The organism is Kamptonema animale CS-326, from assembly GCF_028330895.1.
In the GTDB taxonomy this organism is placed as follows: Bacteria; Cyanobacteriota; Cyanobacteriia; order Cyanobacteriales; family Microcoleaceae; genus Kamptonema; species Kamptonema formosum.
Genome location: NZ_JAQMUA010000028.1, coordinates 1 through 20,264, shown reverse-complemented (window position 1 = coordinate 20,264; position 20,264 = coordinate 1). Strand labels below are relative to the sequence as shown.

The 20,264-nt window shown below is 44.2% G+C and carries 19 protein-coding genes; 9 read left to right on the top strand and 10 right to left on the bottom strand.

Annotation, left to right across the window (positions count from 1 at the left end; genetic code table 11):
- Positions 1 to 42 precede the first annotated feature (42 nt).
- Both PN499_RS02120 and PN499_RS02115 read right to left on the bottom strand, forming a co-directional pair.
- Entirely contained in the window at positions 43 to 909 is an 867-nt protein-coding gene (locus PN499_RS02120) for a lipid kinase (RefSeq protein WP_272030000.1), read from the bottom strand.
- A gap of 76 nt (positions 910 to 985) precedes the next feature.
- Positions 986 to 1,420 carry a globin family protein gene (locus PN499_RS02115; protein WP_272029999.1) on the bottom strand — a complete coding sequence of 145 codons (435 nt, stop codon included), beginning with the start codon at positions 1,418 to 1,420 and terminating at the stop codon, positions 986 to 988.
- 125 nt (positions 1,421 to 1,545) lie between these two features.
- Between PN499_RS02115 and PN499_RS02110 the strand changes: the two genes are divergently transcribed.
- Complete coding sequence (locus PN499_RS02110) at positions 1,546 to 2,904, top strand: HEAT repeat domain-containing protein (protein WP_272029998.1); 1,359 nt, start codon at positions 1,546 to 1,548, stop codon at positions 2,902 to 2,904.
- Positions 2,905 to 3,142: 238 nt separating this feature from the next.
- On the top strand, positions 3,143 to 3,367 hold the full coding sequence (locus PN499_RS02105) for a hypothetical protein (RefSeq protein WP_272029996.1): 225 nt from the start codon (positions 3,143 to 3,145) through the stop codon (positions 3,365 to 3,367).
- Between the two features lie 90 nt (positions 3,368 to 3,457).
- Here PN499_RS02105 and PN499_RS02100 read toward each other — a convergent pair whose 3' ends face one another.
- The 3 genes from PN499_RS02100 to PN499_RS02090 all read right to left on the bottom strand — a co-directional run bounded on the left by PN499_RS02100 (position 3,458) and on the right by PN499_RS02090 (position 7,000).
- Positions 3,458 to 4,066: a Uma2 family endonuclease gene (locus PN499_RS02100; RefSeq protein ID WP_272029994.1), complete on the bottom strand. Its 609-nt coding sequence runs from the start codon at positions 4,064 to 4,066 to the stop codon at positions 3,458 to 3,460.
- A gap of 140 nt (positions 4,067 to 4,206) precedes the next feature.
- Complete coding sequence (locus PN499_RS02095; protein WP_272029993.1) at positions 4,207 to 5,211, bottom strand: pentapeptide repeat-containing protein; 1,005 nt, start codon at positions 5,209 to 5,211, stop codon at positions 4,207 to 4,209.
- A 604-nt stretch (positions 5,212 to 5,815) separates the two neighbouring features.
- Positions 5,816 to 7,000, bottom strand: coding sequence for an NAD(P)H-quinone oxidoreductase subunit H (locus PN499_RS02090; RefSeq protein ID WP_272029992.1), 1,185 nt, complete (start codon positions 6,998 to 7,000; stop codon positions 5,816 to 5,818).
- An 85-nt stretch (positions 7,001 to 7,085) separates the two neighbouring features.
- Here PN499_RS02090 and rsmH point away from each other — a divergent pair, with 85 nt between their 5' ends.
- The 4 genes from rsmH to PN499_RS02070 all read left to right on the top strand — a co-directional run bounded on the left by rsmH (position 7,086) and on the right by PN499_RS02070 (position 11,213).
- Positions 7,086 to 8,006 carry a 16S rRNA (cytosine(1402)-N(4))-methyltransferase RsmH gene (gene rsmH / locus PN499_RS02085; RefSeq protein ID WP_272029990.1) on the top strand — a complete coding sequence of 307 codons (921 nt, stop codon included), beginning with the start codon at positions 7,086 to 7,088 and terminating at the stop codon, positions 8,004 to 8,006.
- Between the two features lie 110 nt (positions 8,007 to 8,116).
- Positions 8,117 to 9,787: a SpoIIE family protein phosphatase gene (locus tag PN499_RS02080; RefSeq protein WP_272029988.1), complete on the top strand. Its 1,671-nt coding sequence runs from the start codon at positions 8,117 to 8,119 to the stop codon at positions 9,785 to 9,787.
- A 219-nt stretch (positions 9,788 to 10,006) separates the two neighbouring features.
- Positions 10,007 to 10,429 (top strand): ATP-binding protein, encoded by a 423-nt coding sequence (locus PN499_RS02075; protein ID WP_019487489.1) that lies wholly within the window; start codon positions 10,007 to 10,009, stop codon positions 10,427 to 10,429.
- Positions 10,430 to 11,024: 595 nt separating this feature from the next.
- Positions 11,025 to 11,213 (top strand): hypothetical protein, encoded by a 189-nt coding sequence (locus PN499_RS02070; RefSeq protein WP_272029986.1) that lies wholly within the window; start codon positions 11,025 to 11,027, stop codon positions 11,211 to 11,213.
- Positions 11,214 to 11,322: 109 nt separating this feature from the next.
- On the opposite strand, the gene PN499_RS02065 is transcribed toward PN499_RS02070, so the two are convergent.
- Entirely contained in the window at positions 11,323 to 11,631 is a 309-nt protein-coding gene (locus PN499_RS02065; protein ID WP_272029985.1) for a hypothetical protein, read from the bottom strand.
- 708 nt (positions 11,632 to 12,339) lie between these two features.
- Positions 12,340 to 12,768: a photosystem II complex extrinsic protein PsbU gene (gene psbU / locus PN499_RS02060; RefSeq protein ID WP_272029984.1), complete on the bottom strand. Its 429-nt coding sequence runs from the start codon at positions 12,766 to 12,768 to the stop codon at positions 12,340 to 12,342.
- Between the two features lie 388 nt (positions 12,769 to 13,156).
- Here psbU and PN499_RS02055 point away from each other — a divergent pair, with 388 nt between their 5' ends.
- A complete protein-coding gene (locus PN499_RS02055; protein WP_272029982.1) occupies positions 13,157 to 13,768 on the top strand; it encodes a hypothetical protein in 612 nt (203 codons plus the stop codon).
- 323 nt (positions 13,769 to 14,091) lie between these two features.
- Here the strand turns inward: PN499_RS02055 and egtD are convergent, their stop codons facing one another.
- The 3 genes from egtD to egtC are packed head-to-tail and all read right to left on the bottom strand — an operon-like array spanning position 14,092 to position 17,394.
- Positions 14,092 to 15,219 (bottom strand): L-histidine N(alpha)-methyltransferase, encoded by a 1,128-nt coding sequence (gene egtD / locus PN499_RS02050; RefSeq protein WP_272029980.1) that lies wholly within the window; start codon positions 15,217 to 15,219, stop codon positions 14,092 to 14,094.
- 20 nt (positions 15,220 to 15,239) lie between these two features.
- On the bottom strand, positions 15,240 to 16,613 hold the full coding sequence (locus PN499_RS02045; RefSeq protein ID WP_272029978.1) for an SUMF1/EgtB/PvdO family nonheme iron enzyme: 1,374 nt from the start codon (positions 16,611 to 16,613) through the stop codon (positions 15,240 to 15,242).
- Positions 16,585 to 17,394 carry an ergothioneine biosynthesis protein EgtC gene (egtC, locus tag PN499_RS02040; protein WP_272029977.1) on the bottom strand — a complete coding sequence of 270 codons (810 nt, stop codon included), beginning with the start codon at positions 17,392 to 17,394 and terminating at the stop codon, positions 16,585 to 16,587. Before egtC ends, PN499_RS02045 begins: the two co-directional genes overlap by 29 nt.
- 158 nt (positions 17,395 to 17,552) lie before the next feature.
- Here egtC and galT point away from each other — a divergent pair, with 158 nt between their 5' ends.
- Together galT and PN499_RS02030 are read left to right on the top strand one after the other, a co-directional pair.
- A complete protein-coding gene (galT, locus tag PN499_RS02035; RefSeq protein WP_272029975.1) occupies positions 17,553 to 18,557 on the top strand; it encodes a galactose-1-phosphate uridylyltransferase in 1,005 nt (334 codons plus the stop codon).
- A gap of 358 nt (positions 18,558 to 18,915) precedes the next feature.
- On the top strand, positions 18,916 to 19,647 hold the full coding sequence (locus PN499_RS02030) for a DUF7873 family protein (protein WP_272029974.1): 732 nt from the start codon (positions 18,916 to 18,918) through the stop codon (positions 19,645 to 19,647).
- Positions 19,648 to 20,264: the final 617 nt, after the last annotated feature.

Genomic DNA, 20,264 nt, shown 5'->3' with positions numbered 1-20,264 from the left:
CAGTTAACAGTTAACAGTTAACAGTTAACCGTTAACGTTTATTCAAGGAGCAAAAACTGCCAGAGCTTTGGGGATAACGCGAAATATAGCAGGGGTGTGAGTTGTGATTTCGCCATCTGTATTGATGCGACGAGATTTAGAAGTACGCACCTCAATTTCTTGACCGTGCAGAGCGCGGACTCCAGGCCAACTAGCATGATTTCCTTGCCTCATTGCTGGTAGCAAGGCGACAATTTGCCACCAATGTTTAGTTTCCAAACTGTATAAATCTAGTCTCTGATCGTCAATTGTCGCATCCTCGGCTACCGTCATTCCACCGCCATAATAGCGACCGTTTCCTATAGCAATTTGAATTGTTTTTACCCGAATTGATTGGTTGTTGACGCGAATTTCGGCTCGAAAAGGCCGCGATTGCCAAATTACTTGTAAGGCAGTCGCGGCATAAGCTAAAATTCCCCAGCGCCGCTTTACTTCCTTAGTTAGGCGTTGCGTAATTTGTACGCTCAGCCCCAAACTTGCGACGTTAAAGAAGTATTTTCCATTCACCCAACCCAAGTCGATTCGACGAATTTGACCTGCTGCTATTACTTGGCAAGCTTCGGGCAAAGAGGTAGGAATCCCTAGAGTGCGAGCTAAGTCATTAGCAGTTCCTAGAGGTAAAATTCCTAATGGCAAGTCAGTCTTAATTAAACCTTCTATAGCTGCGTTTAAGGTACCGTCACCGCCGCCAATTATTACTAAATCAACTTGATTTTTGTAGCGCTGGATTGCGTCGGGGATATGGTGGGGGCTATCTGTGGATTCTTGGATCAGCTCAAAGCCTAACGCTTGCAATTCCCTAGTTGCTTGAGACAAGAGCTTTTGTCCGCTTCTGGCGTGTTGATTGACTAACAGCAGGGCTTTTTTCATACAAGTTAAGAGTTAGGGCTTAGGCAATAGCCTAATACAAAACTCGCTTGTTTTGCTGCCAAGAACCAACTCGGTTTCAGTTAGGCAATTTCAGGACTGCTTCGGGATAGTCTGCACCTTCGAGCATGAGGTTAGCGATCGCCCCATAAGCATCAACCCACGCCTGCTTCACTTCTGGTGTCCAATCAGGGCCTAAGTAAGATTCAAATGTTTTCAGGATCGAGGCTCCAACGAGGGGATAATGCTCTGGGAGAGTGCCATACTGGACGTGCCTAGCACCCATACCTTTAAGAGCACCTGTGAGGACATCCGGTTTACGGAGATTTTGAATCACCAGCACTAAAGAAGCTATTAGCTTCTTTTTTTGCTCTGCCATGTTAGCATTAGCAAATAGGGGTTTAACGTGGGGATAGTCTGCAAAAAGATTCTCGTAGAAACTCGTGGCAAATTCTGGGGCGTTTGGTTTAATACGATTAAAACTTTCTTCCAACAATTCAATATTCAGAGACATTGCTAACTAACCTCTATCTAGATTCATACTTAGTTTACATTTTACCACAGTAGGAGAATTGCCATAAATATACTAAAATCAGGTGAACTTAATTTAAGCTCCTCAAGAAAACGCCCCTTAAAATCATGTCTGATGTTTTAGAGCAAGCACAAGCAGCAGCTCAGCAGGGAAATTGGTCGCTACTAGCTCAATATTTGCAGCAATTGGGGAATGGCAATCAGAAACTAGAAACTTCTGCATCTGATGCACAGCAATTGTTGACTTTGGCTTTAGATGTTTTAGCATGGGGAGATTTCCAAGATCGGTGGGAAATTGCGAAGGTATTGCCTAATCTGGGAACGATCGCGATCGCGCCTTTGATTGCCATTGTCGAGGATGAAGATGCAGACTTAGAACAACGCTGGTTCGCAGTCCGGATTTTGGGCAATTTCGATCGGCCAGAAGCGATCGCGGCCCTAGTAGAACTTCTTAAAACCTCTGAAACCGAAGAATTAAGTACCATAGCCGCAGATACCCTCGCTAGTTTAGGCCCCAGTGCGATCGCATCTTTGACAAATCTCTTGGCCCTGGAAGATTCCCGACAGTTTGCTACATCCGCACTCGCTCAAATTCGGCAGCCTGAGACTATTGAGCCTTTGCTGAGTGTAGCAGGCGATCGGCTTGCCTCGGTGCGTCTTGCTGCAATTGAAGGTCTGTCTAGCTTTCACGATTCCCGTATTCCGCCGGTACTGGTAGAAGCTCTAAAAGATCCAGCCACAGCAGTTAGAAAAGAAGCCGCGATCGCTTTAGGCTTGCGTTCCTACTTAGACGGCGAATTCGATTTAGTAAACTTGCTCAAACCGTTACTTAAAGATATCCGGTTAGAAGTTTGTTCAGCGGCCGCGATCGCACTAGGACGTATCAAAACAGATACGGCTGCAACTACCTTATTTGAGCTATTACAATCTCCAACAACCCCAGTTTCTTTACAAATTGAAGCCATCCGTGCTTTAGGCTGGATGGAGACAAAAACTGCCTTAGAGTATTTACAAAAAGCTTTAATAGCGGAAGATAAGTTACAAGAAAAAGAAGTAAATCTTCCCCCAACAGTAGAAATAAATTCTCATTCTTCTTCCTTCTTCCCTCTTCCTTCGGCCTTAACAAAAGAAATTGTCACCATTTTGGGGCGAGTGGAAACGCCCAATTTAAAAGCTAAAGCCGCAGAGATTCTGATCGATTTCCTGAAAGTGGGAGAACTCGAAGTTATAGAAGATATTAAACAATCTATAGCTTTAGGATTAGGAAAACTAGGAAATCTGGAGGCAATAGAACCTTTGATTGAAATGTTGGCAGATGCAGATAGTAGCATCAGACTTCACTGCATAGCTGCGCTCAAACAACTAGCGCCTCAACAAGCTTACCAGCAATTAGAAAACTTGGCAAAGGAAAACAATCTCAGACAAAATTTAAAGCAAGGAATCGCGATCGCTTTGCAAGAATGGTAAGAAAAATTAAAATAGGACTTACGCACCCAATCAAAGAAACCGGGTTTTTTTACGAAAATACTTCGTTTTTACCCACCGATTCTCTGAAAAACCCGGTTTCTAGGGCCCGATGCGTAAGTCCTGTAAAAGCTAAGTAAATCTACTTAATTAAACATAAGATTAGGTTTTGCTATAATTATAGCTGGTATATATTTGGCAAAAACTGGTAAAGGATCTGATAAATTGTGAAGCGAACTTTATGCGACATCAACTTGTAGAAGAGTTCAAGGTTTTAATCGAGCCATTTTTACCTAGTTATCTAGTCATCTTTGATTTAGCTGACACAAAAAGGCGAAATCTTTACTTAGGTCACTCAGAAGTAGATAAGGATATTATCGAGTTTGATACTTTGTTAAAAACTCACATTCAAGGAATCTTCAAGAGGATTGCTGGCGATCGATGGGTGGGTTTCCGGTACTTGTAAGCAATGTGGAGCCGTGGTAGGTTATAGGTATTGCTAAATAATGGCTAAATGATAGCTAAAAATAATAAATTTCCCAACTATAAGCCTCCTTTAACGCCACACTCGCATTAGATTTAGAACAAAACCAGGCAGCACGTCCTCACCGGACAACTCCGAGGGATTTTCTAATACTTCCACCTCTGACCCCGATCGGTAAATCTCTACCCGTCGATTTTTCGGGTCAATCAACCATCCCAATCTTGCCCCGTTGTCGATGTATTCCTGCATCTTAGTTTGAAGCGATCGCAGGCTATCTGATTCGGAACGCAACTCGACAACAAAATCTGGGCATAGCGGGACAAAGCCTTTTCGCTGTTGAGGGGTAAGCGCTTCCCAACGTTCCCGCCTCACCCAGGAGACATCGGGGGAACGGTCAGCTCCATTCGGGAGCCGAAAACCAGTGGAGGAGTCAAAGGCTTCCCCTAAATCTTCCTGTTCTTCGTACCAGCGAGCGAGCTGTCCAGTAATGCTAAAATTCCTCTGACCTGATTCGCCTCCTGTGGGGGGATTCACGATTAATTCTCCCGCTGCTGTACGTTCTAGTCTCAAATCCCGATTCGCTAGAGCGATCGCCTCGAACTGTTCGGGGGTGACGTACAGGGCGATCGCTGTTGGTAGTTCGATGCAGATAGTTTCTAGTTTAGTAAGTGTTTCTAGCATCGTTACCTCACAGAGAAGTTTAAGCAAGGGTCTGATTTAAATGTCGTCAGCTTTCTCGCATCTAAACTGTATCATTTAGTTAGCGATTAGTAGCTGCTTGTTAGGCATTCTGCTACTAACCACTAACTATCACCCATTACTTAGCAGCAAACTGTACCATCAGGCATCGTTGCACCAGTTAGGATCGCATCCCGCAAATCAGCACCGCTAATAATAGCATTCCGCAGACTAGCGCCTCTGAGATCCGCACCCTTCAAGCAAGCGCCGTCCAAATTCGTCCCCCAGAGATATGCTCCTTGCAAATTAGCACCACTCAAATCAGCGCCCTTGAGATTTGCTAAATTGAGATTTGTATGACTCAAATCCGCCTCCCTCAAATCCGCTTCAGTTAAGTTGGTTTTCATCAAGTTAGCTTGAATTAAATTCCCGCCTCTGAGATCGGTATCATGTAAATCAGCTTGCTTAAGATTTGCCTGCTCTAGTTTAGTAAAACGCATTCGCGCCCCACTTAAAACAGTTCCGCTCAAGTTAGCGCCTGATAATTGTGCTCCGCTTAACTTAACATCTTCCAGTTCCAATCCACTGAAGTCTATTCCTGCCAAATTCAGCCCATTTAAAAAAGCTTTATTCAACTTCACGCCATTTAAAAGAGCGCCTTTCAGGTTAGCACCGCTCAATCTAGCACCAGTTAGATTAGCCCAATTTAAGTTAGCACCAGCTAAATTGGCCGATCGCAAATTGATACCGCTCAAATTAGCACCGCACAAATTTACTCCCGGTAAATTTGCCTGAAAAAGGCTCACCCAACTGAGGATAGCACCGCTTAGTTGAGCGCCAGTTAGATCGACTTTAGCCAGTTGAGCACCTCTAAGATCGGCTTTTGTTAAATCAGCCCCTAAAAGGTGACTTCCTTTTAGTTTAGCAAAGCTCAAATTTGCGCCATATAAAAAAGCTCCATTTAAGTTAGCTTCTAGGAGAAAACAGCGTTCTAAATAAGCTCTCGCTAAAGATGCCTCTTTCAAATTAGATCCTGATAAGTTTGAGTGAGGAATCTTAGCTCCGATCAAATTAGCTGCTGTTAAGTCAGTTGCCCTAAAGTCTCTCTCTCCTCTGGTATATAAACTCAATAATTCATGGGCTTCCATTCTATCTACCTCCTAGTTAATTGCTAGTAAATCTGATTAAAGTTTCCCCTTGATTTTAAAACTGAATAGGGATTAAGAGTAATTTATAATTACTTCTGTAACAGGCTAGCAATTATAATCGCCTCTTTAAATTAAGCAGATATTTTAATCAGATTTAACCTGAAAATAATATTGAGAGATTGCCGATTGTGTAGAGTTCCCCAACCCTGACTTAATATACGACTTACGCATTACTTATGTAACGTCGGCAACAAGCGGGGTTCTTTGACCGCGAAGATGGTGGCGTTACCAATACTTTTGCGTAAGTCCCGCTATAACAACCCAATTTGATGCAATAAAAAATTATCTGCGAACTGTTAATTTCTAGAAGAACTTACGTTTCCTAAAATTCATAACTGTTCTCAATTGGTAAGCACTACTATCAATTAGCCATTAGCAATTAGCCATTAGCCATTAGCCATTAGCCATTAGCCATTAGCAATTAGCCATTAGCCATTACCAATTACCCATTACCCATTACCCATTACCCATTACCAATTTGGGATTGCTTCGGACTGCTACCTTTATTGTAGCGTCCTACCTCAATCCCAAATCTTACGATTTATTACCGATCTACTGAGCCCATAATCACATCGATGCTGCCCAAAATTGCGACAACATCGGCCACCTTCACACCGCGAAGGATGTGGGGTAATACCTGCAAATTATTGAAATCCGCAGCCCGAATTTTCCAGCGCCAAGGAAACACATTATCCTCGCCAATAATATAAATTCCCAGTTCACCTTTGCCGCTTTCAACGCGGACATAGTGTTCGCCTTTAGGAATCTTAAAAGTGGGAGCAACTTTCTTACCGATAAACTGGTAGTCGAAAGCATTCCACTCAGATTTTGGCCCTCCCTCCAATCGCTTCGCTTCCAAATTCTCATAGGGGCCGCCGGGAAGTCCTTTTAGCGCTTGGCGGATAATTTTCACCGACTCGCGCATCTCGCGAATTCGTACCAAATACCGCGCTAGACAATCTCCCGCACTCTCCCACTGCACCTCCCAGTCAAAATCGTCATAACATTCATAGTGGTCAACCTTTCGCAAGTCCCACTTCACGCCAGAAGCCCGCAACATGGGGCCGGAAAGTCCCCAGTTAATCGCTTCAGCACGCGAAATCGTGCCGAGTCCTTCAATTCTGCGGCGGAAGATGGGATTGTTAGTAATCAGGCGTTCGTATTCGTCAACCTTCGGCCAGAAGTAATCGCAGAAGTCTTCGCACTTGTCTACCCAACCGTAGGGCAAATCTGCCGCCACACCGCCAATGCGGAAATAGTTGTTGTTAACCATGCGATAACCCGTAGCTGCTTCCCATAGGTCTAAAATGGGTTCGCGATCGCGCATCGTATAGAAAAAAGGCGTTTGCGCCCCCACATCTGCCAAAAATGGCCCTAACCACAACAGATGATTGGCAATCCGGTTCAACTCCAGCATGATTACCCGGATGTAGCTAGCGCGTCTGGGCACCTTAATATCAGCCAATTTTTCCGGCGCGTTGACAGTCACGGCCTCATTGAACATACCCGCTGCATAGTCCCAACGGCTGACGTATGGCACGTACATCACATTAGTGCGACTTTCGGCAATTTTTTCCATTCCCCGATGCAGGTAGCCCATAACTGGCTCACAGTCAACTACATCTTCCCCGTCCAGGGTGACAATTAACCTTAGTACCCCGTGCATGGAGGGATGGTGCGGCCCCATGTTGAGTACCATCGGTTCGGTTCTGGTTTCAATTCTTGTCATAATTAGTAATTGTTGACTGTTAACTGTTAACTGTTAACTGTTAACTGTTAACGGTTGTTGATTTTTGTTTCGCCTGTCTAGCATTATGAAGGAGATTGAGTTGTCTGAGAAGGAGGTCGTAGCATCAAAAGTTGAGAGCGGCTTTTATCACATCCCCGTTTTAGGCCCGCAGTTAATTGAGGGTCTGGCTGTGCGTGCGGGGGGACACTATTTAGATGCCACAGTGGGCGGCGGTGGTCATACCAGTTTAATTTTGGCTGCGGCACCCGATGTTACGATAGTTGCGATCGACCAAGACCTAGACGCGATCGCCTTTTGTAAACAGCAACTTGCCGAATTTTTAGCCCCAAATTCCGAGCGCATCCAATTTTGGCACGGAAATTTTGCCAGCTATCCAGCAAAAGAGTCAACATTTGACGGTATAATAGCAGACTTGGGTGTAAGTTCAGCTCAACTGGATGCTCCAGGACGCGGCTTTAGCTTTCGCCATCACGCTAATTTGGATATGCGTATGAACCAGCAACAATCACTGACAGCAGCAGAGATCGTAAATCACTGGGAAGAAGTTAAACTTGCAGATATATTTTATACCTACGGAGAGGAGAGGTTATCGCGGCGGATAGCCCGGCGGATCGTAGGCGATCGCCCATTCCAAACAACAACAGAACTGGCAGAAGCGATCGCCCGCTGTGTACCACCCAAATACCGCTACGGCCGCATACATCCAGCCACTCGCACCTTTCAAGCCTTGAGGATCGCCGTCAACTCCGAACTTACCGCCGTAGAAACTTTCCTCAAGCAAGCGCCCCAGTGGTTAAAGCCTGGCGGGAGAATGGGAATTATCAGCTTTCACAGTTTAGAAGACCGGCTAGCAAAGCACGAACTCAAAGGTTCGCCCCTTTTGCGAGTATTGACAAAAAAGCCGATCCAACCAGCAACTGAAGAAGTAGCTACAAATCCCCGTGCTCGCTCTGCTAAGCTCAGACTGGCAGAACGATTAATCTAGTAACCAACCCCGATCTTGTATAAACGGGGCTTAAGCCAACAGGCAACGTATTATTTGGATGTATCTTAGCCAATTAAACCTGATAAATTCGTCTGAGGGTAGAGAATTCCATGAGTCAGGGAGATAGGAGCAAGCTCAAACTGATGGTAGTCGATGACGAGCCTGACAACCTAGATTTGCTGTACCGGACGTTTCGACGCGACTTTCAAGTTTACAAAGCAGATAGTGCCCTCAACGCTCTACAAGTTCTTGACGAGCAGGGCGAAATGGCAGTGATCATTTCTGACCAGCGGATGCCAGAAATGAACGGTACTGAGTTTTTGGGCAAAACTGTCGAGCGCTTTCCCGATACGATTCGGATTCTCCTGACAGGGTACACCGATGTAGAAGACTTGGTGGAAGCGATTAACGCCGGCCAGGTTTTCAAATACATCACCAAACCCTGGAATCCTGAAGAACTGAAATCCGTTATCAATCAAGCCTCGGAAACTTACAAATACTATAAGCAACGCAGCCTAGCACTCCGCAGAGCCCTGCGGCGAGAATCCCTATTTAATGAGGTGATGAGCGCCATTCGAGGTTCGCTAGACTACTCCAGTATGCTCCAAACTATTGTCCAAACTGTGGGGCAGACTTTTGAAGCAGCTTACTGTATACTGCGGCCCGTAGACGGCGGGACTCTATTAGGTTCCTCTTTCTCTTACCAAGCGGAAGCCACCAGAAACACCAGTTTTGAGCTCAGTGAAGACCTGCTTCGCCAAGTGGTTGAGAGCCGCAAAACTCAAATACACCAAAGCAGTGAAGGCGATCGCAGCGTTCAGGTGGTAGTACCGCTGACCTACCAGCAGGAAATGCTCGCAGCCCTCGCCCTCTGTCAAGAAGGTTCTACTAATCCTTGGTCAGCGGAAGACATCCAATTGATCGAAGGCGTGGCGGAGCAAGCAGCCCTCGCTCTTTCTCAAGCAAAACTCTACCAACGCACTCTCGACTTAGCTCAGCAGATGCGTAATGAGTTAGAAGTAGCTCGCCAAATCCAAACTAACCTGCTTCGCCAAAGTTGGCCGGACTTTGAAACTGTCAAAGTCCAAGCTTGTTGTTTTCCCGCTCGCGAAGTTGGAGGAGATTTTTTTGAGGTCTACGTCCATTCGCAGGGGGATATTTGGATCGCCGTTGGCGACGTTTCCGGTAAGGGTGTCCCGGCAGCTTTGTTTATGGTGAGCGCGATTTCTGTCATGCGACGAGAGCTCTCTCAAGAAACTTCCCCAGATCCCTATCATGTGATGGAGAACATCAACAGCAGTATGTCAGATGACCTGATTGGCAACAACCACTTTATTACAATGGTGGTGGCTCGTTATACGCCGTCAACGGGACATCTGGCTTATGCTAATGCCGGACATATCTATCCTCTCGTCTGGTCTCACCCGGAGATGGTGGCTCAAGCAGCCAGCGGTGTCGGGACTGTAGAACCAAATTTCCTCAAAGCTCGCGGTATTCCCCTGGGGATACTGCCAGTCTGGAAAGGAAAAGCAGGTACTGTCGAGCTGAAGTCAGGGGATGTATTTCTGCTGACTAGCGACGGCATTACTGAAGCTACTGTTACTAATCAGGCTGAGGGTAGTGGCGAACAAACCCGTTCTATGCTCCAACAAGAAGGTCTGTGGAAGCTCCTGGTTGAGGAGCAAGGCTCCTTAAGCTTGGACAATCTACTTGCTCGCATCCGAGCTGATAACCCAGTTCAGGAAGACGACCAAACCATACTCTCTTTGGAGGTTCTGTGAAGCGGTCGCTAACTTCCGAACAGAATTCCCCCGCTTGAAAGAGGAAGAAAAATAAACTTCTTAATTCAAGACTAAACCAGTGTCTAGCCACTTAAACTGAACTGCCTGGGTGTGGTAGCCCACTAGATGTTAAGAATGTCTCCCTAGTTTTTAACCTCTCTGGCAGTCAGTGGCAAAGGGAAAAGTAGGTAATTTTTTTCTATACTCCCGTAAGGTTTTATGAAAACTGAGCTTCACGTGCCGAGCGACTTGAGATTTTTGACTATTGTCGAACACTGGTTGCTGAGTAGTTTGGAAGTTGAGCTAGGAGAGCATATCGATTGGCCCCGCCAATCGAATCGCTTGCGTTTGGTGCTGGCAGAAGCCTACTCGAACGTCATCCGCCATGCTCACAGAGACCAACCCAATTTACCTGTGTTGGTGCGGTTGGAATTACAAGACCGCGATATTGCTTTGGAAATCTGGGATTACGGTAAAGGTTATGAAATGGATACTTATCTCCCACCACAGCCTGAAGCTAAACAGGAAAGCGGCTATGGCTGGTTGATTATGAGTAGGCTCATGGATCGGGTCGATTACTGCTTGCAAATCGACGGTCGCAATTGTCTGAAGTTGGAAGCGAGTTTGCCAGAAAAATCTTAAGAGTTAACTGTTAACTGTTAACGGTTAACAGTTAACTGTTTTTGACAATCCAGGGGAGTTTTAGCCTCTGAATAATAACTGAGTTCGGTTATGCTTGCAAAATTTAAGCCTGACAAAATTTAACTGCGTCGCAAACCTACCTTCTTTTAGAGGGGAGTGTCAATCAAATAATGTATTGTTGAATACAGACTTCCCTCCTAATTTTTTAGGGGGGTTGACTTTATTGGGCGTAACTTCTGCTACAATCAAGAAATGAAATAGCTTAGTTTTTAGTAAATGTCAAGTCTGTCAATCACAAATCTATAAGTTGGTGCTTAGGTTGTAGTTCCCTAACAACGATAAGTCAAATTTATGAAAGTCTTAAGAATCTTTTAATGCTGTATCAGCTAAAATTCTGTTAATAACTCGGAGTGACTAAATCAGCGTTGAGTTGAATGCCTTTCTGAGAATCTACTCAAACAAAATTTTAAAAATATAAGAATGTCAGTGAATATACGGACATGGCGGATATAATTAAGTTCTTGGGGAATGTATTTAATGTGGTGACTTTTATGGGGCTTTGGGTAATATGGGTACTTGGTTTAAGCTTACAACAATGGCAGTATTGGCGCTTGGGGTACATTTAAGTACACCAGGGATGGCGATCGCGGTTACAGAAATCAGCAAACAGACCTCAAGCAGACCCACAGCAGTAAATTCCGAGCTGTCGGCTTTTTTGAACTGTGCAAACTACGAACCCGATCCAAATGGGAATCCAAAAAGTGATGGCACTGGGACGCGCTAATCTTTGTACGGTGTCGAGTTTAGGGATTTCTGATACTAGGGGATTTGCTCCAACTATCTAGTCGCACGCTTGGTGTGGCGGTACCAGTCTGGGTCTGAGAGGGGATAGTCTAACCTGTAGTGACTGCCTTTACTTTCAATCCGAAGCCTGCACTTTTGAGAATTAAGTAGCCGACATCGAGTAAGTTGTAAGTTTCTACCCAAGTTCGCAATTGGAAGTTATATGGGCTGGGTAGAGAAAAATTAAGAGTTTTGCCCGGCTGTAAATTCAGTATAGTTTGGCTGAGGGGAAGGGTAGCCAATTGTTCGCGGCAAATTTCAACTTGAGCGATCGCATCATCTAAAGCCTTTTTCCTCCGACACATCCCAGCACTATACCACATCAAAATAGGTAATTCTTTCGGGAACTCTTGTATCATACCTCGTTGGAGAGGCTAATTTTCTAAAGTTTCAATTGTAAAGTTTGAAATATTATCGCCTACTTCGCCATACTCCTCATTCCTCGTTCCTTCTTGCTCATTCCCTCTTCTTCCTTCTTCCTTCGCCCTTTGTGCCGCAAAAACTAGACATTCCCGCAAGGAATCGTCAGGGGCGATCGCGGCTGCGATCCCGTCTTGGGCCCACTAGCTTACAGAAATCGATCAAGCCTCTTTGCTAATCAAGCCTACTAGAAAGTGTTCTGGGAGGCAAAGAGCCGCGTGGACACCCGCAATTCCTCAGCCGACAACCAATACGTCGAAACGATCGGGTAGATTGCCGTGCAAAGGAAAATCGTCTTTAGCCATTTATAGCAACCGCCACAACGTTTAGGGCATTCTCGATCGCCCAAACCCTTTCTATATATTGCATTTTCCTCCTGCCCTCTGCCTCCTGCCTTCTCCTGCCTCCTGCCTCTTCCTGGTTATTATTGTCTGAGAGCTGCTGTCTGTCACCGTTCCAGCAAGTAGGCAACGATTAACAGACATCAGCTCCCAGACACAGGACTAATGACTTTTAACAAATATTAAGGCTTACGCACTAGGCTGAAGCTGCGAGCTTCTCATTACTCCCGATGTTGGTTGGTCTTCAAAGCCCAATTATTTAAGGGAGTTCAGGGATCTGACTGCGTAAGTTCTAAAATGACTTGTCTAGTCGTAAAGTCCGTTGTTCAATCTGTTGTCACCCTCGATGAAAACTGATTCGACATCAGTAACGGTGAAGTTATCCAGGTTAGCTTGCAGCAAGTCTTTCTGAGCTTGAGTTAGACCTGAAATATCGAGCACATCCTTAACATTTTCGTAAGGAGCATTCTTAATAATTAATGCCGCCAGAGTCGGAAACATCCCTGGATATTGCCGGAAATCTCGCACACCGCTGTTGTTCAAATCAAGTTTTTTGCCATATTCTGTGGCCAGCTTCTCATCGGCCCGATTAGTTCTCGGCGTGACAGCGGCCAAGGAAGATGAAGGCAAGACCAAATTGCTGAAATCTGCGGCCAGAACATTCTGATGTCCCAGCCATCCCCAGCAACTTACCAACAAGGTGAATACTGCCAACAGGCGACCTAATTTTTTCATTTGTTTATTACTCCCACTTTTACACACAGTATTTCTTTAGAGAGTACCATCTCACCACGTCCAGTTTTTTATCGAAATTGTGAGTGGGGATTGGGAAGGAAATAGGGTTTATGTATTGACAATTTTGACAAAATGTGAAATTGTCGGTGGGACTGAGTAATGTCGATCGCTACGCCATTTTTAGCGATCGCCTCAAGGTTTTCTGACCGTCGAACACCTCAAATAGAAAAGACTTACAGGAGAAGGTAAAAGCCCGAAGGTAAAGAGTATTTATACTCAAAATTTTACTCTGTTTCTAGGTTTTCTATCCTTGTGACAGTTGAGAGTGCCAAATCTGGGCTAAAATCTAAAATCAGAAGGGCTGTTTGGCAAAAATAAGGGGCTTCTGATGTCCAAAGTCTACAGCACGGCAGAACTTATTAAAATTTTAGAGGCAGAGCGCCAAGCGTGCCTACAAGGGCAGCGTCTCAAGCTGGCAGCGGCACCTTCGACAGGCAACCCTGTGATTGACCGCTTTCTGAAATCTGATGGCGTTCAAAAGTTTACGGCTTATCAGGATTTTAAAGCTGCTGTTCACCGATACCAGGAGGAACATCAAGTTTCTGGGATTGTCTGGCGAGAAATAACCCTCAACGGCGATACTCTGTGTTATCCTGCCGTGGACGATCAATTAATTGCTTTGCCTATTGATTTAAAGGTATTAAAACAGGCTAAAGCTTCTATAGTGGAATTCTGGCAGCGAGTAACAGTTGAAATGGACTTGTATTTAAGTATTAACAGTGGCAAGGACTATCGGGAAATTGGGCCGGAGGATGTAGACGCGATCGTGCAGCGGACTGAATGGGCTGCTATCTGGAAGTGGGAGAAGTTAGATTTTTTAGAAATGCTCTTACAGTTGGGATGGGGCAAGCCAGAGGAAGCTTATTATAAAAGAGGATGGCCGCTCTCAGGTAGCGAGTATATTCATGCGGTGAAACCCGGACAGCGACCGATTTGTTAATTTGTCTGTAACGCCGCCCTCTGGACGGTATCTTTACCACTGAGAGAACGGCGTTAGGTCAGAAGTAGGTAATCATCTCCGGCAAATAAGACTCGAAGCAAGCGCAAGCTTTTGAGATTGCTTCCCTGCGATCGCATGACAATTATTTAAGCGGACATGATATATAGCAGGAGGCAGGAGGCAGAAGGCAGGAGACAGGAGGAAAATGAAATTAGAGAAAGGGTTTGGGCGATCGAGAATGTCCTAAAAGTTGTGGCGGTTGCTATAAATCATAAATTAGCAATTAGCAATTACCAATTACCAATTACCCGAAAACCGCTATATTATCCCAATTTTGACTGCAACTGCGACAACATCAAACCAAAGCGATGATTTTTATCAGTCCAAACTTGCAACGGTACTAAACCTCGGCGCGATAATTCTTCCTGAATTATCTTTAGGTCAAACTTCCGGGAAATTTCGCTTCTGATAGTTTCCCCCTCCTCAAATTCAACTGTCAAATTTAGACCGCGCAATTCCACAGTTTGCGATCGCCTACTCTGCAAGTGCATCTCAATTTGGTGAAATTCTTCATTATAAAAAGCCCAATGCTGAAACTGCGTCAAATCAAAATTGCCTTCAAACAGACGATTGAGATGTTGTAGCATATTCAAGTTAAACGCAGCCGTCACCCCTTGACTGTCGTTATATGCTGGCTCTAAAATATCTTTAGATTTGTGAAGGTCAACGCCTAATAAAAAATACTCTCCTAGCCGCATTGCACCGACAATTTGAGAAAAGAAAACATCGCATTCTTCAGGATTGAGATTACCTAGCGTACTGCCTAAAAAACAAATCATTCGAGTTGGTAAAGGTGATGGTGTCAGCTTCGCTAAAGCTAAATCGTAAGTGCTGACAATTCCATGAATCTCAAGGGAAGGATAGTCGGTCAAAAGTTGATAAGCACTGCTTTCTAAAATAGTTTCACTAATATCAATTGGCAAATAACGTAATGGATATCCTAATTGGGAATAAGCATCTAGCAAAATCCGGGTTTTAGTGGAACTACCGCTGCCTAATTCTACAATTTCAGCAGGGCCAGTTAAATGTGCGATTTGGCTAGCACATTCTTGCAAAATCGTTGTCTCAGTCCTTGTTAAGTAATACTCCGGCAACTCGCAAATTAACTCAAATAGTTTCGATCCGCGATCGTCGTAAAAATAGCGAGGCGGCAGAGATTTAGGGTGTTGACTCAAACCATTAATGACATCACTCCCACTCATTTCTGAGGGTACAGAGGGAGTAACTAATTGCTCTAAGTATAGCCGTGTTTCCCAACTGTTGGCTAATTTTTCTGTCTCAGAAATTCTTGAATATTTCATAATATCTATTGCCAAAATGCTACTTTTGTGATTTTTAACTGCTGATGAAGACAGATGAACACAAATAATATTATAAACATCTGCGCTCATCTTTGGAGCTGAGATTAAAACTATTTAGCGCAGCGAAAACCTGCTATAATCTGTCGCACTCCGGGATGATACCAGTTGCGAAAACTAGAACGCAAAGCCCAGGGACGAGTTGCCCAACTACCTCCTTTCAAAACTAGGTGTTCCCCATCAAAATAAGTTTGAGAATATCCCGGATAAGGGTAGCTTTCAAACCCCTCATAAGCATGAAACCAGGAGGATGTCCACTCCCAAACATTACCTAACATATCCCAACAGCCATAAGCACTTTTCCCGTCTGGATATGTATATACAGGTGTAGTTTTTCCAACAGTATTGTCATGGTTGCACCGATGGGGTTGCGGTTCTTTTTCTCCCCAAGGATAGATGTTTTTAATGTTTGTTTGCGAACTCCAACTAGCGGCTTTTTCCCATTCTGCTTCTGTGGGGAGTCGCTTGCCCATAAATTGACAGTAAGCTTCTGCTTCATACCAGCTAACACCGCAAACTGGATGATTGTCAAAAGTTGGGTTATTTGACCAATAAAGGGGCTGGTTTACTGGATTGTTTTGCAGCCATTTCCAGCCAGCTTTTGACCAGTATTGGGGATTTTGATAGCCGCCTACTTCTATAAAATTTCGGTATTGATTGCAGGTGACAGGGTAGGGATCTATGCAGTAGGTTTCTAAGTAATGCAGGTGGCTAGATCGCTCATTATCTAAAGCGTCAATGCCATCATTTCCCATTTCAAATTTTCCCGCCGGAATTTCAATCATGGGCGAATGAGAAGGGGATAAGTTATTGGCGATTGGTAATTTATTAATACCGTCTTCTCTTTCGCCTAAAGTAGATTTTAACTCAGTTGACTGCAAAACAAAATCTCCCGGATCTACCATTCTTTTCTGTCTAAAAAGATAGTTAGAGAAGGGTGCATTTAATTCACTTGATAACAACTGCTGTATTTCTTTTTCCTCCCTTTGCATCTGCAAGACAAAAGAAATTGTTTCACAATGCTGACTTTCATGCTGAATTACAAATTGCCAGAGGCGTTCTTGTTCTTCTATCGGCGCTTTATTTAAGTAATTTAAGACCTGTTTTCTAACAGTATCTAAGTAACAGCATACTTCGGCAAATGTGGGCAAATAAACCCGTTCTTTTTTAGGTAAAACATCAGCGGCAAACATTTGCCGATACTTGGGAAATAAAGGCGAGATCCCTGCACATCGCTGCAATAACCATAATTCTTCGGTGTAGGCAATGTGGCCGAGATGCCAGCCGGCGGGACTGAATTCTGGATGTGCTTGGCGGCAAAAGGTATCCCAATCTATACGCTCAAATAATTTTAAGGTGCCGCTGCGACATCGATGCAAAGCGAGTGATATCGCTTCTCTACGAAATTGTACGGATGTTGATATCAAAGTCTTTTCCTACACTGATAATACTTTGTTCGGGACAAGAATGCCAATTTCCAGCAAATAGAGGTTCAGAAGCAATGATGACAGCTTCCGGGAAAGTTGGATCGTCCCGTAGCCAATACAAGGAGGGAGGCGTATTTCCCAAGGCAAAGCGAGAAGCTACTAGCTGGGAACCATCACTGATGATGACATTAGCTGAAAGTTCTATTCCTTGTTTACTCAAGGGAAATGTGGGGGGATTTGCCATTTCTGCTAGAATAGTTAATGTCTTGTATAAGGCATCTTCTAGGCTTAAACTATTGTTCTCTCTCAATTCGTTAAACAAGGCGAATATATGCTCTGAATCTGTTGTGCCGTCAATAGATTGGTAGACTCGATCGCTTAGGAGATTGCGAATTGGTCTGTACAGTGTTTGCCGAAAATGTTTAATTGCACCATTGTGGACGAATAGAATGCGATCGCGCACAAATGGCTGGCAGTTACTCAAATCTAAAGCTTGACCCGCAGTGGCGCTGCGGACGTAAGCTAGTATGGAGTTTGATTCAACGTAACGACTGAGGCTGGAAATGTTGACTTCATTCCAGATAGGAACTGTACTCTTGTAAGTAAATGGGTCAGTTTCCTGCTGTGGGTGATGCCAGCCTACACCAAAACCGTCGGCGTTGAGTAAACCTGATGTCATCTCACGGGGTTGATAACTTTGGATAATCAGCGAATGCTCCGGTTTACACAGGATGCGATCGAGTAGAATAGATGGGCCGAGGTAGCCGAGTAAGCGGCACATGAGCAAATTTTAGTTAGGAATCCAAATCACATTTTAAACTATAGCGTTCCTCAATCTTAATTGCTAATGGCTAATTGTGAACAAATTGCTAATGGCTAATTAATACTTAAGGTTAATACCTAATCAATTAAAGTTGTGATAAAATGGAAGGTTAAAGGATGTCTGAACTCAGACAAAATATAATTACCAGAGATTGGGTAATCATCGCTACTGAAAGGGCAAGAAGACCCGACCAATTTGCCCTACCAATCAAAAACTTAAAACCCTTGTCTCCCCATCAGATTGATTGCCCCTTTTGTGTAGGTAATGAGGAGGATGGGACATTTGAAGCATTCCGCTTGTGCGATCGCAATGGGTGGAAAGTAAGGGCAATTCTCAATAAATTTCCCGCTTTATCGCCCACCCAAGCACGAGTTAGGATATCAGATGGAATCCACCGCACTATGTTGGGAATGGGATACCATGAAGTGATTGTCGAACATCCCCGCCACGACTTAACTACAGCTTTATTAGATGTTGAAGATATAGCGAATATCCTCTTAGTTTACCGCCAACGATATTCACAAATCAGGCAAGATAGCCGCATTGAGACAATTATTATCTTTAAAAATCACGGCGAAAGTGCAGGCACTTCTCTAGAACATCCCCACTCACAAATAGCCGCTACACCAGTTGTACCTTACCAATTTCGCACTCGCATTGACGAAGCAATTAGATATTTTGACGATACGGGAGAATGTCTATTTTGTCAAACTTTACAAGACGAACTAACCGCAAAAGAAAGAATAATTATTGAAAGCGAATATTTTGTCGCTTTTATTCCCTATGCTGCACTTTCACCTTTTCATACTTGGATTTTTCCGCGTCGTCATTCCTCTTCATTTGATGATATCACCGATGAGGAAATTGGCGACCTCGCCTCTACTATGAAAACTATACTTGCTAAGCTTTATCATGGATTAAATAATCCCGACTATAATTATACTATCCGCTCTGTACCAACAGGGGAAATGGGGACAAAATATTTTCATTGGTATATCGCTATTGTTCCCAGAGTTTCCAGGCAAGCGGGGTTTGAGTTAGGCAGCGGAATGTATATCAATACCGCATTACCAGAAGAGAGCGCGAAGTTCTTGCGCTCGGTGGAAATACCCTTTAATTAGGAATTATAGCCTTTCTAAGGTGGGCGATCGCTACCAACAATCTTAGGACTTACGCTCATGGTTCCAGAAACCGGGTTTTTCAGAGAATCTGTGGGTAACAGCTAAGTATTTTCGTCAAAAACCCGGTTTCTTTGGTTGGGTGCGTCAGCCCTGAATCTATAGCGATGAGTTACAAGTTTTGTTTTGCCGAACCCCCACTCTACTACTAGACAAACTCTTAAAAACATAGTATACTACAAAAATAATACATTAGCTCGGAAGAACTATATAGCAACCTCAAGGCTTTTAAGACACTCGCTCATTTCTGAACCCCTTGATTCTATTCCCTTCTTCCCCTAACCCCTAGTCCCTAGCTAAAATGGCACGTCTAAACCAAATTATCGCGATTGAGAAAGGCATAAAAAGCCGCTCTATCCAAGAATTAGCAGAGGCTCAAAGAGCCTTGCAAAAGCCAGCGCTACTGGCTGGAATATCGCGGACTTATCGCCCTAAAGACGAGGAGGGCGAACAATTTCCGCCAGAGTCTAAAAAAGTTGAAGTCAAGGTAGAGGAGATTATTCGCAAAACCACTGAAATTTTGACTAAACTTTTTGACGTAGTAGCAACTAAAGACTGGACAAATTGCCGCGCTCGTGCTGACGTGGTTGTGGATGGTCAAGTCATTTTGGCTCAAGTGCCAGTTAGTTATTTGCTGTTTCTAGAAAAGCAATTGGCAGATTTACAGGTATTTATTAAAAAATTGCCAGTTTTAGAAGCTTCGGAAACTTGGACGTTTGATGCTTCAGCAGACTGTTGGGCAACAGAACCAATTCAAACTCTCAAGACTTTTAAAGCTCCGCGCAATCACGTTAAGGCTCAAGCTACAGAACACCATCCAGCACAAGTTGAAGTTTATTATGAAGATATCACTGTCGGCTATTGGCGGACGGTGAAATTCTCAGGAGCCTTGCCTGCGCAGCGAGTTAATGAGTTATTGGAAAGGCTGGAAAAGCTACAGCAAGCTGTTAAGTTTGCCCGTGAGGAAGCTAATAATACGGAAGTGGAAGAGCTAAGAATTGGCGATCGCGTACTGCAATATTTATTTAGTTGATAGCTTGCTTTTTTTGTGATGTTGGTTTAAGTTATAAATAGAGTACAAGCTCAATCTCAAACTTTAACTTCAACCGTACAAACGTCACAGTGTAGGTTCAAATCCTGCCCTCGCTATGCGGCGAGGTAGCCCAATTGGTAGAGGCAGCGTTGCGTACAATTTCAGTAGCAAACTATTACTCTAAACTCAGCATTCACTGCCGATCGCAAAAACTACTGTCAGGGCAACAAGACATCATCGAGGTTGCTGGCTCATATCCAGCCCCCTCTACCAACAAAGGGGGGTAGCTCAACTGGTAGAGCGCGATGCTATCCTTTTCAACCCGTGACTTAAATGTTTAAGCGTGTGCAAATGGGCAGTAAACCGAAACCCAGTAACAAGGTCAGCGTTACTGGGTTTCACACATTTGCTATAGTCGCAGGCAGAAGGAAAAGGGCTGAAATAGGACTTATCCCTTGATGGCTAATGGCTAAATCTAAGTAGGGCTTGCTGAATCAGTGCCCGGAGGTGATGCAGTCTGGGTTATGCGATCGCGGAGGGAGAGTATGGTGCAAGAAAAACAGGTAAAATAGGTCAAAAGCCTTGCATCACCATCCCTCACCATGTACAGAAAAGCT

What these genes read in the sequence shown, in the direction of transcription:
- PN499_RS02120 (WP_272030000.1), bottom strand. Translation starts at nt 909, where the DNA reads ATGAAAAAAGCCCTGCTGTTAGTCAATCAACACGCCAGAAGCGGACAA.
- PN499_RS02115 (WP_272029999.1), bottom strand. Translation starts at nt 1,420, where the DNA reads ATGTCTCTGAATATTGAATTGTTGGAAGAAAGTTTTAATCGTATTAAA.
- PN499_RS02110 (WP_272029998.1), top strand. Translation starts at nt 1,546, where the DNA reads ATGTCTGATGTTTTAGAGCAAGCACAAGCAGCAGCTCAGCAGGGAAAT.
- PN499_RS02105 (WP_272029996.1), top strand. Translation starts at nt 3,143, where the DNA reads ATGCGACATCAACTTGTAGAAGAGTTCAAGGTTTTAATCGAGCCATTT.
- PN499_RS02100 (WP_272029994.1), bottom strand. Translation starts at nt 4,066, where the DNA reads ATGCTAGAAACACTTACTAAACTAGAAACTATCTGCATCGAACTACCA.
- PN499_RS02095 (WP_272029993.1), bottom strand. Translation starts at nt 5,211, where the DNA reads ATGGAAGCCCATGAATTATTGAGTTTATATACCAGAGGAGAGAGAGAC.
- PN499_RS02090 (WP_272029992.1), bottom strand. Translation starts at nt 7,000, where the DNA reads ATGACAAGAATTGAAACCAGAACCGAACCGATGGTACTCAACATGGGG.
- rsmH (WP_272029990.1), top strand. Translation starts at nt 7,086, where the DNA reads ATGAAGGAGATTGAGTTGTCTGAGAAGGAGGTCGTAGCATCAAAAGTT.
- PN499_RS02080 (WP_272029988.1), top strand. Translation starts at nt 8,117, where the DNA reads ATGAGTCAGGGAGATAGGAGCAAGCTCAAACTGATGGTAGTCGATGAC.
- PN499_RS02075 (WP_019487489.1), top strand. Translation starts at nt 10,007, where the DNA reads ATGAAAACTGAGCTTCACGTGCCGAGCGACTTGAGATTTTTGACTATT.
- PN499_RS02070 (WP_272029986.1), top strand. Translation starts at nt 11,025, where the DNA reads ATGGCAGTATTGGCGCTTGGGGTACATTTAAGTACACCAGGGATGGCG.
- PN499_RS02065 (WP_272029985.1), bottom strand. Translation starts at nt 11,631, where the DNA reads ATGATACAAGAGTTCCCGAAAGAATTACCTATTTTGATGTGGTATAGT.
- psbU (WP_272029984.1), bottom strand. Translation starts at nt 12,768, where the DNA reads ATGAAAAAATTAGGTCGCCTGTTGGCAGTATTCACCTTGTTGGTAAGT.
- PN499_RS02055 (WP_272029982.1), top strand. Translation starts at nt 13,157, where the DNA reads ATGTCCAAAGTCTACAGCACGGCAGAACTTATTAAAATTTTAGAGGCA.
- egtD (WP_272029980.1), bottom strand. Translation starts at nt 15,219, where the DNA reads ATGAGCGCAGATGTTTATAATATTATTTGTGTTCATCTGTCTTCATCA.
- egtC (WP_272029977.1), bottom strand. Translation starts at nt 17,394, where the DNA reads ATGTGCCGCTTACTCGGCTACCTCGGCCCATCTATTCTACTCGATCGC.
- galT (WP_272029975.1), top strand. Translation starts at nt 17,553, where the DNA reads ATGTCTGAACTCAGACAAAATATAATTACCAGAGATTGGGTAATCATC.
- PN499_RS02030 (WP_272029974.1), top strand. Translation starts at nt 18,916, where the DNA reads ATGGCACGTCTAAACCAAATTATCGCGATTGAGAAAGGCATAAAAAGC.